This window comes from Fusobacterium ulcerans (genome assembly GCF_003019675.1).
Taxonomy (GTDB): Bacteria; Fusobacteriota; Fusobacteriia; order Fusobacteriales; family Fusobacteriaceae; genus Fusobacterium_A; species Fusobacterium_A ulcerans.
The window spans coordinates 3,134,369-3,150,411 of the sequence record NZ_CP028105.1; the positions used below are offsets into that span (position 1 = coordinate 3,134,369).

At 31.5% G+C, this 16,043-nt stretch carries 14 protein-coding genes; 5 read left to right on the forward strand and 9 right to left on the reverse strand.

All coding sequences use genetic code 11. The annotated features are described in order from the left end of the window. Positions 1-20: 20 nt before the first annotated feature. From C4N20_RS14435 to C4N20_RS14445, 3 genes are all read right to left on the reverse strand, one after another. Positions 21-458 carry a GNAT family N-acetyltransferase gene (locus C4N20_RS14435; RefSeq protein WP_005977353.1) on the reverse strand — a complete coding sequence of 146 codons (438 nt, stop codon included), beginning with the start codon at positions 456-458 and terminating at the stop codon, positions 21-23. Between the two features lie 120 nt (positions 459-578). Continuing rightward, positions 579-1,964, reverse strand: coding sequence for an aminopeptidase P family protein (locus tag C4N20_RS14440; RefSeq protein WP_005977352.1), 1,386 nt, complete (start codon positions 1,962-1,964; stop codon positions 579-581). A 27-nt stretch (positions 1,965-1,991) separates the two neighbouring features. After that, the gene (locus C4N20_RS14445) at positions 1,992-2,750 is read right to left on the reverse strand and encodes a YdcF family protein (RefSeq protein ID WP_005977350.1); all 759 of its coding nucleotides are present in this window, start codon (positions 2,748-2,750) and stop codon (positions 1,992-1,994) included. Positions 2,751-2,890: 140 nt separating this feature from the next. Here C4N20_RS14445 and C4N20_RS14450 point away from each other — a divergent pair, with 140 nt between their 5' ends. After that, the gene (locus tag C4N20_RS14450; RefSeq protein WP_005977348.1) at positions 2,891-5,251 is read left to right on the forward strand and encodes an autotransporter outer membrane beta-barrel domain-containing protein; all 2,361 of its coding nucleotides are present in this window, start codon (positions 2,891-2,893) and stop codon (positions 5,249-5,251) included. Positions 5,252-5,377: 126 nt separating this feature from the next. Here the strand turns inward: C4N20_RS14450 and C4N20_RS14455 are convergent, their stop codons facing one another. Both C4N20_RS14455 and fusA read right to left on the reverse strand, forming a co-directional pair. Next, positions 5,378-5,839 carry a GNAT family N-acetyltransferase gene (locus tag C4N20_RS14455; RefSeq protein WP_005977346.1) on the reverse strand — a complete coding sequence of 154 codons (462 nt, stop codon included), beginning with the start codon at positions 5,837-5,839 and terminating at the stop codon, positions 5,378-5,380. A gap of 71 nt (positions 5,840-5,910) precedes the next feature. Further along, positions 5,911-7,971: an elongation factor G gene (fusA, locus tag C4N20_RS14460; protein WP_005977343.1), complete on the reverse strand. Its 2,061-nt coding sequence runs from the start codon at positions 7,969-7,971 to the stop codon at positions 5,911-5,913. Positions 7,972-8,281: 310 nt separating this feature from the next. Between fusA and C4N20_RS14465 the strand changes: the two genes are divergently transcribed. From C4N20_RS14465 to C4N20_RS14480, 4 genes are read left to right on the forward strand one after another with little or no spacing between them, the layout of a single operon-like run. Then, the gene (locus C4N20_RS14465) at positions 8,282-8,785 is read left to right on the forward strand and encodes a GNAT family N-acetyltransferase (protein ID WP_005977341.1); all 504 of its coding nucleotides are present in this window, start codon (positions 8,282-8,284) and stop codon (positions 8,783-8,785) included. Then, positions 8,785-9,198 (forward strand): YchJ family protein, encoded by a 414-nt coding sequence (locus C4N20_RS14470; RefSeq protein ID WP_005977339.1) that lies wholly within the window; start codon positions 8,785-8,787, stop codon positions 9,196-9,198. The genes C4N20_RS14465 and C4N20_RS14470 overlap by 1 nt, the downstream gene beginning before the upstream one ends. Before the next feature lie 59 nt (positions 9,199-9,257). Continuing rightward, complete coding sequence (locus C4N20_RS14475) at positions 9,258-9,620, forward strand: hypothetical protein (protein WP_005977338.1); 363 nt, start codon at positions 9,258-9,260, stop codon at positions 9,618-9,620. Between the two features lie 42 nt (positions 9,621-9,662). Further along, positions 9,663-10,160, forward strand: a complete 498-nt coding sequence (locus C4N20_RS14480; RefSeq protein WP_005977336.1) for a toxin-antitoxin system YwqK family antitoxin — start codon at positions 9,663-9,665, stop codon at positions 10,158-10,160. 89 nt (positions 10,161-10,249) lie between these two features. Here C4N20_RS14480 and C4N20_RS14485 read toward each other — a convergent pair whose 3' ends face one another. The 4 genes from C4N20_RS14485 to C4N20_RS14500 all read right to left on the reverse strand — a co-directional run bounded on the left by C4N20_RS14485 (position 10,250) and on the right by C4N20_RS14500 (position 15,899). Continuing rightward, positions 10,250-11,311, reverse strand: coding sequence for an alanine racemase (locus C4N20_RS14485; RefSeq protein WP_231940508.1), 1,062 nt, complete (start codon positions 11,309-11,311; stop codon positions 10,250-10,252). A gap of 1 nt (position 11,312) precedes the next feature. Continuing rightward, positions 11,313-12,047: a transporter substrate-binding domain-containing protein gene (locus C4N20_RS14490; protein ID WP_005977331.1), complete on the reverse strand. Its 735-nt coding sequence runs from the start codon at positions 12,045-12,047 to the stop codon at positions 11,313-11,315. 329 nt (positions 12,048-12,376) lie between these two features. Further along, a complete protein-coding gene (locus C4N20_RS14495; protein ID WP_005977329.1) occupies positions 12,377-14,116 on the reverse strand; it encodes an ABC transporter ATP-binding protein in 1,740 nt (579 codons plus the stop codon). After that, positions 14,109-15,899, reverse strand: a complete 1,791-nt coding sequence (locus C4N20_RS14500; RefSeq protein ID WP_005977327.1) for an ABC transporter ATP-binding protein — start codon at positions 15,897-15,899, stop codon at positions 14,109-14,111. Before C4N20_RS14500 ends, C4N20_RS14495 begins: the two co-directional genes overlap by 8 nt. Between the last annotated feature and the right edge of the window lie 144 nt (positions 15,900-16,043).

A 16,043-nucleotide genomic window follows, 5' to 3' on the forward strand; every position in this document is an offset into this window, starting at 1 on the left:
TAAGAAGTTACCCTCATTTTTTATTTTACAATATATATAAATTCTTGACAGGGATAATCGAACACTGTTATAATATCTCCCTCTGAGAACCCAGCCTTTTTATATAATTTTCTAGCTCCCTCCCCCTTTATATCTCCATCTCGATAAGTAATTACAGACAACTTTGTCCCTACCTCAAATAGAGAAGCAAATTTTTTTACAAGTTCTGTTCCTATATTTTCTTGTCTATATTCAGGGTGTACTGCTAAAAAGCTAAGTTCTTTTTCTTCATATGAAAAAGCTAGAGCTCCTACCACCTTTTCTCCATCCTTCACTACCAGAGTTTCTTTCTTTTCTATTTTTTCAATCAATACATCTTTATAGCATTTCAAATCTAAGCCTGGGAAATTGCCGCTCACAAGTTTAACAAGCTCTATCCAGCTTTCAAAATCTCCCTTTTCTCCAAATACAGCTCTCATAACATCCCTCCTCTGCCACTAAAGACTAATGTATAAAAGAGAGAATTTAAAAATCAATGATTTCCTTATTCTCTCTTCCAGACTTTATTATATATTTTGATTATTTCTTAATATTTACCCTTATTTTTTCATTATCTCTTCAATTTCATTGTAATATTTAGGCATTTTATCTCCTAATCTTCTAGCACCATCAGCAGTGATAACAAAGTCTCCTTCATATCTCATTCCACCAAATCCGAAATATTCTTCTATTTTCTCATAGTTTAAATATTCCATGAATTTTCCTGCTGCTTTCCATCTTTTTACTAATTCAGGAATGAAATAAATTCCCGGTTCAATAGTAAATACATATCCCTCTTTTAATACTCTTGCAAGTCTTAAAGATTTTAGTCCAAACTGCATATCTCTAGGGAAGCTTTCATATCCTACTAAATCTTCTCCTAGATTTTCCATATCATGTACATCTAATCCCAGCATATGCCCTAATCCATGTGGGAAAAATACAGCATGAGCTCCAGCTTTCACTGCTTCATCTGCATTTCCTTTCATCAATCCTCTTTTTATCATACCTTCAGTCAGTACTTTTGCCACAGCTAAATGTACATCTTTGTAGTTTATTCCCGGTCTTACCATTTCTTCAGCTTTCTCAAACATCTCTATCAATAAAGAATACATATCTTTTTGCTTATCACTGTATTTTCCATTTACAGGAAAAGCAGTTGTCATGTCTCCACAATATCCCTCTCTGCTCTTTGCTCCACAGTCAAGGACAATCATGTCTCCATCTTCTACAGTGTTATCATATCCATGATTATGAAGTATATGTCCATTTTTAGTAAATATAGTAAAGAATGAAGTTGATCCATAATATTTCTTTGCCACAGCTTCAATAGCAGCTACCACTTCATATTCTTTCATTCCTACCTTTACAGTTTTCATAGCAGTAAGATGCATCTCTTTTGTAATATTTACAGCTTTTTCCAGTTCATCTATCTCTAACTGTGATTTTACATTTCTTTGTTCTATAATAGCTTTTATCAAGTCTAAAGATGTATGCTCATCATACTTAAATGGATCTAGTCCTAAAGCTTTACTTAATTTCATTACATTGTCTGCTTTATATTGAGGTATTAACAAAACCTCTCTTTTATCTGCTTTTAATTGAGCTGCAAATTTTTCAAACTCTGACATTTCAATAAAATTTTCTACTCCAGCCTCTTCTGCATAAGATTTAAGAAGTTTCTGTTCTCCCATCCATACTATGTCATCCAGTGTAAAATCTGTTCCAAATATATATTCCTTATCATTATCTATATCTATTACTCCAACAAGGCTTGGAATATCCATTCCAAAATAATAAAGGAATGTAGAATCCTGATCAAAAGAATAACAGTTATCTTTATAATTTCTAGGTGATTCATTATTTCCTGGAAGAATCACAACTCCTTTTCCCAATTTTTTCTTAAGTACTTCTCTTCTTTGAACATAAATTTCTCTTCCCAGCATTTTTCCCCCTTGGTATCTTTTATTTTTTTAATATCTTATTCTATAATACAACATTCCAATGTATTCTTTCAAGAGTATTCCTAATTTTTTAAAATTAGTGTATTCAGGGATGTAGTCAAAGAAGTTCTCAGCTTCTTTTTTAGCCATGAAATCACAAGGAGCTGGATAAAATATTAATCCTCCCTCTCCATCATCAAAAGTTTTTACACTTCTTGGAATGTGAAATGCCGATGTAATTAAAACTGCTTTTTTCTCTTTTGATCCTTCCATCATCTTTCTTATATATAAAGCATTTTCTCTTGTATTTCTGCTTTTTTCCTCTATTACAATATTTTCAGATGGTATTCCTAAAGCTACCAGTTCTCTTTTATATACTGAGCTTTCACTCTCTTTATTTTGAAGAGGGCTTCCACCAGAGATATATATTTTTTTGGGATACTTATTATAAAACTGTGCAGTTTTAATTATTCTTGCATTGGCACCTTCTGATGGCACATTTCCTCCAGCACTATTGGGCACTATTCCCCCTCCTAAAAGGATGTATACATCTCCTTCCTGAAGCTTTACTGTGGAAATCGTCGAGTACTCGCTTTCCAATTTAAAAAGAAATCTATCTACAAAAAAGTCACTTGTACCTAAATAAGTTCCCACACCAATAAAAATTAAAAGAAATCCTGATTTTATCCTTCTATTTAGTATATTTTTTAATCCAATATAGATAAAAATTAAAATAAATGGTAATGGTGACAACAATGTTAATGAAATTATTTTTTCAAGAATAAACATACGCAGCTCCTTTATATCCGTGTTCTTTCTTAATATATTACTATAATTTATTAAAAAATAAAAGGATTTTTAAAATTTTGTCTAATAACTGTAAAGTGTAGGGGAAAATCAATTAATATATACTTTACAAGGAGAGAAAAATGAAAAAATATCTATTAATTTTCATCTTTCTTGGTATGTACTTAAATAGTTCTGCTGAAGAAAATGAAAGTATAACTAATTCGGAAACAATCTACAATGGTCTGGTGGGATCTAACCACACAAATATAATAAATACTGGAATAATTAAAAATGACGGCTCCCATGGAATAACAGGTTCTTCATTTTCAACGATACAGAATTTGGGAACAATAGAGAATAATGGTGATTATGGAATTGATGTCTCTGGCGATTCAGCAATAGTTAATGAAAAAACCGGAATAATTTCTAACAAAGGAAATTTTGGAATACGATTGATTGATGGAGAAAAGGTATCTAACTTCGGAAAAGTGGAAAACAAAGGAGACTATGGAATTTCTGCTTATTCTACTAAAGATGCAGTAAATGAAAAAAGTGGAGTAATCTCCAATGATGGAAATACAGGTTTCTATATACATAATAGTTATGGTGCAAATGATGGAACTATTTCCAATAGTGGAAATTATGGATTCACAATAGACTCTAAAAGTCAGGGAATAAATAAAGGAATTATTGCTAACAAAGGAAGATTTGGAGTAGCTGTATACAACAGTACATTTACAAATTCACCTACTGGTGAAATAAGAAATGGTTCAAGCTATGGACTTGCAATACAAAATGGAGGACATGGAGTAAACTATGGTATAATTGCCAACAAGGGAAATGTTGGAGTCTCCGTAAGTAACTCATCATCTTTTGTGAATCACGGAACAATAGAACAAGGTGGAAAAATAGCTATTCTCATGGGGAATGGTGACAATACTCTGGAACTTGGTACTGCTTCTAAAATAAAAGGAATAGTGGAAGGAAACAGAGGTACTGATACTCTTATTCTATCTAAAACACCAGTAACTGTAAATCCTATTTCAAATGGTACAATAGATTACACTATCAAGAATTTTTCTAATATAGCAGTAAAGGGTGGAACATGGAATCTAAATAAAGATATGGTTCTTGTAGCTCCTGATAAATTTAAAGACAACCCATCTTCTGTTTCTATGCCTCCAGTATCAAGAGATAAATTAGATGGAACTTTAATTATCAATCCAAATATAAAGCTGACATTAAATATTCAGGTAAGCGACCTTCTTACTCCTACATTGAGTACTAATAAGCTTGTGAACAATGGTATAATTAATGAAAATCCTATGGATTCTTTATATGTTACCAATGATACTGTAATTAAAATTCCTACACTATATATTAAAGATACAAACAACAGCAGTATTGGACAAGTAGATGTAAATAATGTGGCTGAAGGATGGCTGGGAAATTACGAATACGACAGAGATAATGGTATACTCTATCTCGTTCTAAATAAAAAACCTGATGATCCTGCCCCTAGCAATGATATAGTTGGTGGATTTTATGATTCTATATATAATTATCCAAAATCTAATATCCATGAAATAAATAATATGGAAGCCAGAGAAAAAAACTACTCTTTAAACAGAGAATTTAATTTAAACCCTAATTCAAACACACAATCTGGTGAACTTATTACATCTTATGGTAAATATTATGGAAATTCCTACCATCCAGCTTATTCATACAGATCATATGGTTTCAATGGCCAATCTATTTTCCCTTATAATAATTTTGCATTTGGTCTGAACTATGGATATATTGGAAGCAAAGTTGACTTTAAGGATAAAGGAAGCAGCAGAGAAGATATTGATTCGTTTACCCTTGTTGGAAGCGTCTCTTATCTGTATAATAACTGGCTGAATATTTTTCAGACAGGATTGGGATATTCTCGTCATGATCTGAAAAGAAGAATATTAGACAGAGAGGATAATTACAACAAAAGAGAAATAAAAGGAGATTTCAATTCTTTCCTTACTTCTTTTGGATGGGAGACAGGATACATATTAGCAGGAGATAACAGAAAAAATTATGTATATCCTTATGCTGGATTGGACTATATCTGGAATAAAGATCAGGGATACAATGAGAAACAAGATACAACTACTGATGAAGATAACTATGCTTTAAATGTTAAAAAGAATACTTCTCCATCTCTTGTATCGAAAGCAGGGTTGAAATACAAATACAGCATTTCTGAAAATTGGAATATCAATGGAGATTTTACATGGTATCATTCAAGTAAAAGTCCTAGAAATACCCATGCTGACTTTATTTTCAAACCTGATGTACATTTTACAATTCCTCCATTGAAAGTATCAAAAGATACAGAGGTTATAAATCTTAATGCTTCATATACTACAAAAACTCTTTTAGAGTACAACATTGGACTTCATGGTTTAATCAATAGAAATCATTTTGAATCTTCTGTATCTCTGGGAGTAAAATATACATTCTAAATAAAAGGAGAGAATATCTGCAAGTAGAAATATAATTTTAGAACTTTTTCAATAGAAAATTGGGCTCTTTCTAATTTTCAAATCTCTAAAATATACTTCTCTTGATTGTATTCTCTCTTTTTTTATTTACAGTATACATTCCATCTTTATATCTGCTTCTTCATATTTATTTTCATCATACTCTAAATCTACAAATCCATACTTTTTATACAAATGAAGTGCCGCTTTCAACTGATGATTAGAATAAAGCAGAAGTTTCTTTGCTCCTTCCTCTCTTGCCTTTTCAAAACATTTTTCCATAAGAAGACTTCCAATTCTTTTTCCATGATATTTATCTGAAACAGCAAGTTTTAATATTTCAAAATCTCCATTTTCTATTTTTCCCAATGAAACAGTCCCTACACACTCTCCATCTATTTCAGCAATATATACAAATCCACCTTCATCAATTATTTTTTCTTTAGGATTATTCAGCATCTCTTCATCTACAGGCTCTAGTAAATCATATTTTAAAAGCCATTCATATCCTAATTTCTTAAAATCGTTAAGGTGTCTTTCCTCAAAATCAACTATAAATACTTCTCCCATTTATCCCCTCCTTAAAAAAAGAGACCACTCAGCAAATTTCTTTACTGAAAATGGTCTCTGCTGTCACAATATTATGCCTTTCTGCTTTCAATTATCTTTTTAGCTAATACTTCTGGCACTTCCTCATATCTTGCAAATTCAAATCTATAATGTCCTCTTCCTTGAGTCATCGCTCTAAGATCAAGAGCATATTTCAATATTTCAGCCTGAGGCACTTCCACATTCAATACCTGTTCTCCATACTGATTAGGCTCCATTCCTAAAATTCTTCCTCTACGTTTGTTCATATCTCCCATTACATCTCCCATGTAACTTTCAGGAACTACAATTTCAAGCTTCATTATAGGTTCTAAAAGAACTGGTTTAGCCATTTCTATTCCTTTTTTGAATGCAAGTACAGCTGCCTGTTTAAAAGATATCTCGTTAGAGTCTACTGGATGGTAAGATCCATCAAATATAGTTGCCTTAAAGTTGATAACTGGATATCCCGCAAGGATTCCTTTTTCCTTTGCTTCAAGAAGTCCTTTTTCTACTGCTGGCATATATGTTTTAGGTACTACTCCACCTTTTACTTCATCTACAAATTCAAACTCTTTTTCAGATGGTTCAAATCTAATATGAACATCTCCATATTGTCCTGCTCCTCCAGATTGCTTCTTATGTTTTCCTTGAACTGAAGCTGTTCCTTTTATTGTTTCACGATAAGATACAACTGGGTCTGTAAGTACAGCATGAACTCCAAATTTATTTTTTATCTTACAAAGGATTACATATAGATGTTTTTCTCCCTGTCCACCTATCAGCAGCTGTTTAGTTTCAGCATTTCTATACATAACAAATGTAGGGTCTTCCTCCATCATTCTTTGAAGGCAAGTACTTAATTTTTCATCATCAGCCTTTTGTGCAGGCTCTACACTTGAATATAGACAAGCTTCTGGAAGTTCAATACTATCATATACTATAGGTTTATCTTTGTCACATAATGTATCTCCAGTCTGTGTAAACTGAAGTTTAGTAGTAGCTCCAATATCTCCTGCTACAAGTTCCTGAGCTTCTTCCTGTTTATTTCCTCTCAGATATATAATCTGAGCTATTCTTTCTTTTTTATTCTTATTAGGATTTAATACTTCTGTATCTCTTTTCAATGTTCCTGAATTTATTTTAAATAATGATATTTTTCCAATAAACGGGTCAACAAGAGTTTTGAAAACTATAGCTGAGAAAGGCTCATCTTTACATATTTTTCTAGCTTCAGGTTCTCCAGTTACTGGATTAGTTCCAACTCTTTCACCATTGAACATCTCAGTTGGTGTAGGCATATAGTCAGATATCATTTTAAATAAAGTATGAACCCCTATTCCCTGTATAGCTGATCCAACTATTACAGGAACTATATCTCCAGAAATTACACCTTTATGCAATCCAGTTTTTATCTCTTCAAGAGTAAATTCCTCACCATTAAAATATTTATCCATTAAAGCTTCATCAGTTTCTGCCACAGCTTCAAGCAATAAATTTCTTACTTCTGATATATCTAAATCTTCAGGTATAGGTCCATCTACACATTCTACACCATTGAATATTCTTCCTATTAATTCCACTATATTTACAAATCCTGTAAATTCTTCTTTATCTCCAATTGGTACACAGAAAGGAGCAATTTTCTTTCCAAATTTTTCTTTCATTTCACGCAGCAATTTTTCATAATTAATATATCCCTTATCCATCTTGTTGATGAAAATTATTCTTGGAAGTTTCTTTTCTTCTAATATTCTCCATGCTTTTTCTGTTCCTACTTCTACTCCTGATGTAGCATCCATTACTATAACTGCACTTCCTGATACTCTGACAGCTGAGTATACCTCACCTGAAAAGTCAAAATAACCTGGAGTATCTAAAAAATTGTATTTGCAGTCTCCATATTCTACAGGAACTATTGAAGTGTTTATCGAAAATAGTCTACGAGTTTCTTCCTTATCAAAGTCAGATACTGTTGTTCCTTCTTCTACAGATCCCATTTTGTTTGAAAATTTAGAAATATACAGCAAAGCTTCTGTAAGAGTAGTTTTTCCACTTCCTCTATGTCCTAAAAGAGATATATTTCTTATGTTGCATGTTTCAAAGTTTCTCATAATTATGCCCCCTTATTGTTTTGGAAAGTTCTTTCTGATATTTTGTTCCTAAATCATTGTACTATTGTATATAGCTAATAAATCTCAAATAGTCAATAGGTAAATTTAAATTTATTTTAAAAAGTCTCTTTCATATATCTCAAAAGTTTGTGAAAATTTATATTTTCAGAGGAAATGAATTATAATTTTTCTATATATATGATTTATATATTTTTTCAATACTTATGGCTTCAAATTGACTTTTACCATTGAGTTCGAGTATAATATATAAAATAAGTGTTATACTTACATTGTTCTTTCAGGAGGGAAAATGGAAAAATTTCAGACAAAGTTAGATGGATTTAGTATAAGGTTTGCAACTGAGGATGAGTGTCCTCTTATTTTAAAGTTTATAAAAGAGCTTGCAGATTATGAAAATCTTTTAAATGAAGTGGTAGCAACTGAAGAAGTACTTAGAGAATCTATATTTGTAAATAAAAAAGCTCAGGTAGTTTTTGGTGAGTTAAATGGAGAGCCTGTAAGTTTTGCTCTTTTCTTTAACAATTTTTCTACTTTCTTAGGAAGAGCAGGAGTATACCTTGAAGATCTTTATGTAAAGCCTGAATACAGAAATAAGGGAATAGGAAAAATCATGCTTTCTTTCTTAGGAAAAGTAGCAAAAGATAATAATTATGGAAGAGTAGAATGGTGGTGTCTTGACTGGAATAAATCATCTATTGAATTCTATAAGAAAATGGGGGCTGTTCCTATGGACGAATGGACAGTATTCAGAGTTACAGGAGAAAATTTAGATAAATTAGCAGGAGAATTTTAATGGAAATCAAAACAGCAGAAGAATTAATGAGAGCAAGATATAATGCCTATGTCACTGGTGATATAGAATTTATCAAAAGTACACATGACCCTGACCACATGGTTGGTATAGACTGGGCTGAGTGTGAAAAATGGTCTAAAGAATCTGAATGGATGGGACTTGAAATCGTAAATACTGATAAAGGAACTGAAACTGATGATGAGGGAATAGTTGAATTTAAAGCTACATACAAGGAAAAAGGAAAAACTGTAGTCCATCATGAGAAAAGCTATTTTGTAAAAAAGAATGGTACATGGTACTATCAAAAATGGCTTCCATTACAAGGAACTATAGTAAATAATAGTAAAGTAGGAAGAAATGATCCATGTCCATGTGGAAGCGGAAAAAAATATAAAAAATGTTGTGGAAAATAAAGTTATATTATACATCTGGGGAAGATTATAATACACATAATTTTAAGGAGGAACCCAAAATGAAAAAAACACTATTAGGTATGTTCTGCCTTTTATCTGCAATGAGCTTTGCTGGAGATTTTGATAGAGAAGAGCATATATTAGCTGGTGAAATTTATAAAAATTTCCCTGTTCTTGAAGCTGGTAAAAAAATAACTTTAAAAGAAATAGACGTGGACATCGAAGATGACAGAGTTGTAGAAGTAGATGTAGAGTTTGCAGCTGGTTCAGAAGTAAATGTTGCAAATTATGATGCTTATGCAAAAAAAATCAGTGCTGAAATAAATAACAGCATCAAGTCTACAATAGGAGATAATTTCAAGCTTATTAAACTTGAAATAGATACTTCTGGTATCAAAAATGACAAAAAAATATATAGATAGTAATCTTTCTTAAAAATGTATAAAAACAAAAAGGGGTAGGATATGAAAAAAATTGTATCACTTGTTTTTTTGTTTCTTTCAGCAGTTAGTTTTTCTGAAAGATTAGTAGTGAATCCCAATCTTTATATAGATTCCAGTATTATTTTCATAAAAGGAGAAGATAAAGCTTATACTGGAACCCTTGTAAATAAAGATGAAGAGGGGCGTTTATTAAATTCGGTAGATTATAAAAATGGCAGATTAAATGGACAGGCTGTTTTTTATTATCCCTCTGGCTGTATAGAATATCTTGGTATCTTCAAAGATGAAGAACCTCTTTGTATTACACTATATTATACAAATGGAAATATATTTCAGAAGAGATATATAAATCAAGATAATAGTGAAGTTTTAGAAGAATACTATCTCAATGGAGAAAAGGCTAAAGAGTATGTATCTCCATCAAAAAATGAAAATCTTATCTGGAATAATATCTATTATTCTGGAGGAAAAATCAAAAAAGATGAATTTACCGATCCAGAATTTGAGGTAGCTGAATAAAATGAAAATGAGGAAAACCAAGACTTGATTAATTTTAGAAGTTTGGTCTCCTCATTTTTTTATTTAATTATCTGTTTCTCTTTTAATACCTATATTTTTTCTCTTACTATCCTTGAACTTATTACAGGAAGAACTTCACATATATGAAGTCCTGTATCTTCTCTCACTTTTGATACATCAGAATACAGTGCCACATGATCTCCCTCTTTTATTGACTCATCCACTTCTATAAAAGTATTGTCCATAGTTACCAAGAGTATTTTGTATGATTTCCCATTTATCAAACAGCAGCTTTTTTCATTTGCTTTAGAAAACCCTTCTCCATATCCAATTTTTATCTTTGCTGCATAATTAAAATCATTCTCAGATAAAGTAGTTTTTAAATTGTAAGCTAAGTATTTTGATTTACTCACATCTCTTACTCCTGCTATTTTCCCCTCTAATTTAAATACCTGCTTTAATCCTTCTTGAAAAAAACCTTCTTCCTGCAACCCATAGATATATATCCCCGGTCTAAGATGCGTCATCATATCACAATTTCCATATAATAATATACCTACGCTATTTTGTATATGAATCATTTGAAATCTCTCTTTACCTAAATATTTTACTGTCTCTGTAAATTTTTCAATAAGCTCTGCTCCCTCATCATACTCCACTGCATAAAGATGTGAATATATCCCTTTGAAAGACAAGTTTTTTTTCTCAATATATTTCTTTAAATTTTCAATATCCTCTTGAATTATTCCATTTCTTCCGAAGCCAAAGTCTATCTTTAATTGTATTCTATCTGGAGAGATTCCATTTTCTATAAATTCTTTTAATTCTGCCAGAGTATTGGCTGATATCTCTATGGTATTATTACTTTTTACAACATCAAAAAATTCTCTTCCAATACTTTCAAATACAAGTATTCTGCTGTCTGTAACTTTTTTATTTTGCAGTATTTTTTCAGCTTCATTTAAGCGAGCCACTGCAAATTCTCTGTATCCATTATCATAAAGTATTTCTGATACCATTTCTATACTATGCCCATAAGCATTAGCTTTAAGCACTGGAAGTATTTTCTTTGCATATTTCTTCTCTAAATACTTTATATTTTGAATGAGATTTTCTTCTGAAATCAGCATTTTTATAGAATTAACTGCCATTTTAAATACCATACTTTGCTTTTAATTTATCAATAGTTCCATCTTCCATCATTTCTTTTAAGACTTTATCAAATTTATCTTTCAATTCAACATCCTCTATATTAAAAGCCATTGCCTTATTTTCTCCTTCTACTGTTACTACTGTTTTCAAGTCTGGGTTATTTTCCAGATATTTTTTAGCTACTGTAGCATCTAACAGCATAGAATCTATTTTCCCTGATTTCAAAGCAAATAGAGCTGCTGTATGTCCTGAAAATGGTACTATTACTGCTCCAGGAACTTTCTTTACAATATCTTCTTCAGTTGTTCCTAATTCTATTCCAAATCTCTTATTTTCCAAATCTTCTATAGTTGTCATAGGACTAGTTTTCAGTGCTATATAGCACATTGCTGGTGAGATATATGGAGTAGAAAAATTAATATATTTTTTTCTCTCATCACTGATACTCATACCTGCTATTATAATATCCACTTTTCTAGTTTGTAATGCTGAAATCAACCCATCAAAATTCATATTCGCCCATTTATATTGAAATCCCATTCTTTTAGAAAATTCTTCCATAATATCTGGATCTAATCCAACTATCTTACTGTTTTCCAAATATTCAAATGGCGGATACTCTGCATTTGTTCCAATTACATAGACTTTCTCTGTAGTTTTTACCTCTTTTTCTTTTCCACACCCTACAAATACTACAACCATTACTACTGTTAATAAAGCTAAAATCTTTTTCATAAATCTTCCTCCTCGATTTTTATATAAAAAAAACACCAGCCCCAAAAAGACTGATGTTGATTACAAATAAAGACATCTTAATCTATAAATTAGTTAGATACAAAATGCTATTCAAACCACAAACTTTCTTTAAGGAACATATAATTATTATTTATTTTTAATCTGTTCCTTAATCTCCTTAGCATTCTGCTCTCCTCCTATGAAATAATTTTCTCAATTATATCCCTATCTCCTATTAAAGTCAATAATTTTTTTAAAATATTTTTTTATTTTTTATATTTTTGAACTGTTTTTTTTAATTTTTTAGAATACAATTATTCTATAAGTATCTATTCCCTAAATTCCAACTCTAAATTCTGATTTTGAAGTTCCACCATTTTATAGTACATCCCTTTTATTTTCATCAGATTTTTCGGACTTCCCTGTTCTGCTATCTTTCCATCTTTCAATATTATTATCTTATCTGCTGATGCTGCTGTTCTCATACGATGAGCTATAAGGAGTACAGTTTTATTTTTTATCAATTTACCTAGAGCAGATTGGATAAGAGTTTCATTTTCAACATCCAGTGAAGCAGTTGCTTCATCTAAGAGAATTATAGGTGCATCTTTTAATAATGCTCTTGCTATTGATATTCTCTGTCTTTCTCCCCCTGAAAGAGTTGAGCCGTTTTCTCCTATTACAGTATTATATCCTAGAGGGAACCTTTTTATAAATTCATCACATTGTGCTGCTTTAGCTGCCATATAGACTTCTTCATCAGATGCACCTCGTTTTCCTATCCTTATATTTTCCAATATAGTTCCATTGAATAATACTACATCTTGAAATACTATAGAGAATTTTTCAAGAAGTACCTCTGGGTCAACAGTACTTATATCTACACCACCTAAAGTTATTTTTCCATTTGTAACATCCCAGAATCTAGCTGCCAGTTTGACAGCAGTACTTTTCCCTCCTCCTGATTCTCCAGCCAATACAGTTATCTGCCCTTGTTCTGCTACAAAAGAGATTCCATTTAATACTTTTTCATTATTATTATATGCAAACTCTACATTTTCAAAAACAATATCATAATTATCACAAAAAAATTCCTTTGCTCCCTCTTGAATCTTCTGATCGTTTATATCCTTCATTCTTTTTATTGTAAGCAGAGAATTGAATATATCTCCAATCTGTATCAATACTACTGATAGGGGATCATACAGCCTTGAGATTGTAAACAGATACATAAGATATACCAGAAAATCTATCTCTCCATTTAAAAATAGTTTTATACCTGTAAGGGTTACTGCTGCAAAGCCTAATCTCAATATTCCCTGAGCTGATACTATCAAAGTTCCTGTTGTGAGCTCTGATATCAAAGAAGCTTTTATGATTTTAAAGAAACTATCATCTAAATCATTTAAATATTTCTCTTCTATATTATATGACTTTATCTCTCTAATATTTTCCAGATATTCCTGTACTTTGTCTGAAGCTGCCAGTTTTGCATCTATCTTCTTTTTCCCCATTTTATCCTGTAGAAATTTACTTCCAACAGTTATTATAATAGCTATTGGAAAAACAAATACTGCACTTAAAGCCATTTTCCAATTGACAACAAATAAGCCTATTCCAACTAAAGTCACTGAAATCAAGCTTCCAAAAAGCTGTGGAACCGAATGAGAGAAAGTATGCTCAAGGTCTGTACAGTCTCCCATAATTGTAATTGTTAATTCTGAAAGATCCTTCTTTCCAAAGAATGATAAAGGAAGTTTGCGAAGCTTCTCTGCCAATGCCACCCTTCTATCAGCACTCTCAGAATATGCTGAAAAATATGTACTGTCATATTGTATTCTGTGGGTAACTAATATAATGGCTGAAAATACCACTGAATACCCTGCATAAGCTAAAATATTTATATTATATGCACCATTCTTTTCTATATACATCATCAAATCTCTTATTGATAAAAGAAGTAATCCGGCTGGAAACAGGAAACTTATATTAGCTGCTGCACTAGCCAGTATCCCTTTTTTCAAATCCTTTTCCCCCTGATTGCTGAGAGCAAATATTTCTTTAAGCATTTTTTTCACTTCCCTTTTTAATATCCCATTTCACAGAAGTTTGATAATTTTTCCACATTTCTGCATAGATTCCCTTTTTCTCTACAAGAATATTATGCTTACCTCTTTCAGCTATTTCTCCATCTTTCAAAACTATTATCTGATCTGCATTTTTTATTGTAGAAAGTCTGTGAGCTATCATCACCACTGTCTTATTTTTAGTAAGAACTTCCAATGCTCTCTGAATTTTATACTCATTTTCTGGGTCTGCAAAAGCTGTTGCCTCATCTAGTACTATTATAGGAGAATCTTTTAAAATAGCTCCCGCTATGGCTATTCTCTGCATCTCTCCACCTGAAAGATATACCCCTTTTGCTCCAATTACTGTTTCTATTCCATCAGGAAATTTTTTAATTATATCTTCACATTGTGCAGCTTTTACTGCTTCCATTACTTTATCTATAGATGCTTCTGGCTTTGAGATGCGAATATTATCCAAAATACTTCTTTTAAAAAGATGAATATCCTGAAAAACAAAAGATACCATCTTCATCAATTCAGACATTTCTATCTCTTTAATATCCACTCCGCCTATAAGGATTTTTCCTTTTTCTATATCCCAGAATCTTGGAATTAATGCTCCTGTTGTTGTCTTTCCACTTCCTGATTCTCCTACCAGTGCTGTTGTTGTTCCCTGTGGAATAGTAAAGCTCACATTATTTACAGCTGGATTATCTTTTCCTTTATATGTAAAAGACACATCAGAAAATTCTATCCTATAATTATCTGGAAATTTAGCTTCCACTGGTTTTCCCAATTTCTTCTCTTTCAGTAGAGAGGCAATACGTTTTACAGATTCATCTGCTACAGATTTAGCTTCTCCTATGTACATTATCTTATTTATCATCATTGAACACAGTGGAATGAAAAGAATATAGAATATGAAGTTCTGTAAAAATTTTAAAGGATCATATGAACTTTTTATCAAGATTATTCCAGCTGGTATCAGCAGTACAAAAGTTCCATTAATCACAGTTGTAAATAAGGTCATTGGATTTTTAAATTCCTGACAGAATTTTATTACAAATTTCTTGTATTCCATTATAGTATTATAAAAACTTTTAAAGGAATATACAGTCTGCTGAAATACTTTTACCACTGGTATTCCTCGTACATATTCTACTGCTTCATTATTCATATTTTCAAGAGAATCCTGATACTGTCTTATATATTTTATAGAATCCCCCGTTATTGATTTATACTGTATAAAAAATCCCACTCCCATAGGAACCAGACAAATTATTCCCAGTCTCCAGTCAAATACGAGGAGTATCACAGGCATTACAGCAAAAGTCGTCACTGCTCCAGTTAGATCTGGAAGTAGATGAGCTATAAAGCTTTCTGTCATTTTTGAGTTTTCATCTATAATTTTTCTTAATTTTCCACTTGGATTATCTATAAAATAACCTAATGGAAGTTCTGACATGTACCTCAATGCCTTCGATTTCATATTAAATGCAGTATAAAAAGCTGCCACATGAGTACACATGAGAGCTATAAAATATACAGCAAATCCTATCAATGCACTAAAAACTGCCCACTGCCCATATTTTATTACTGCTTCTCCATCAATTTTTGATACATCTGCTATCCCCTTTAATACTTCCTCTACTACTTTCCATAAAAGTATAAAGGGGCACATCATAATTAATGCACTTGCCCCTGACAATACACACCCTGCAATTAATAAAAATCTATGCTTTCCCACAAAATACATCATACTCATTTTCCCTTCTTTGAACATATGTATACCTCTTTTCATTTATGATAATTCATTGTATTTTATTTCAAAATATCTTTCTACTCTGAAAAGTTTCCTATGCTCCAAAAAGACAATTATTTTTCCTCTCTACATATCCTTTTCTTAGCAGATTGTATTATCTAAATT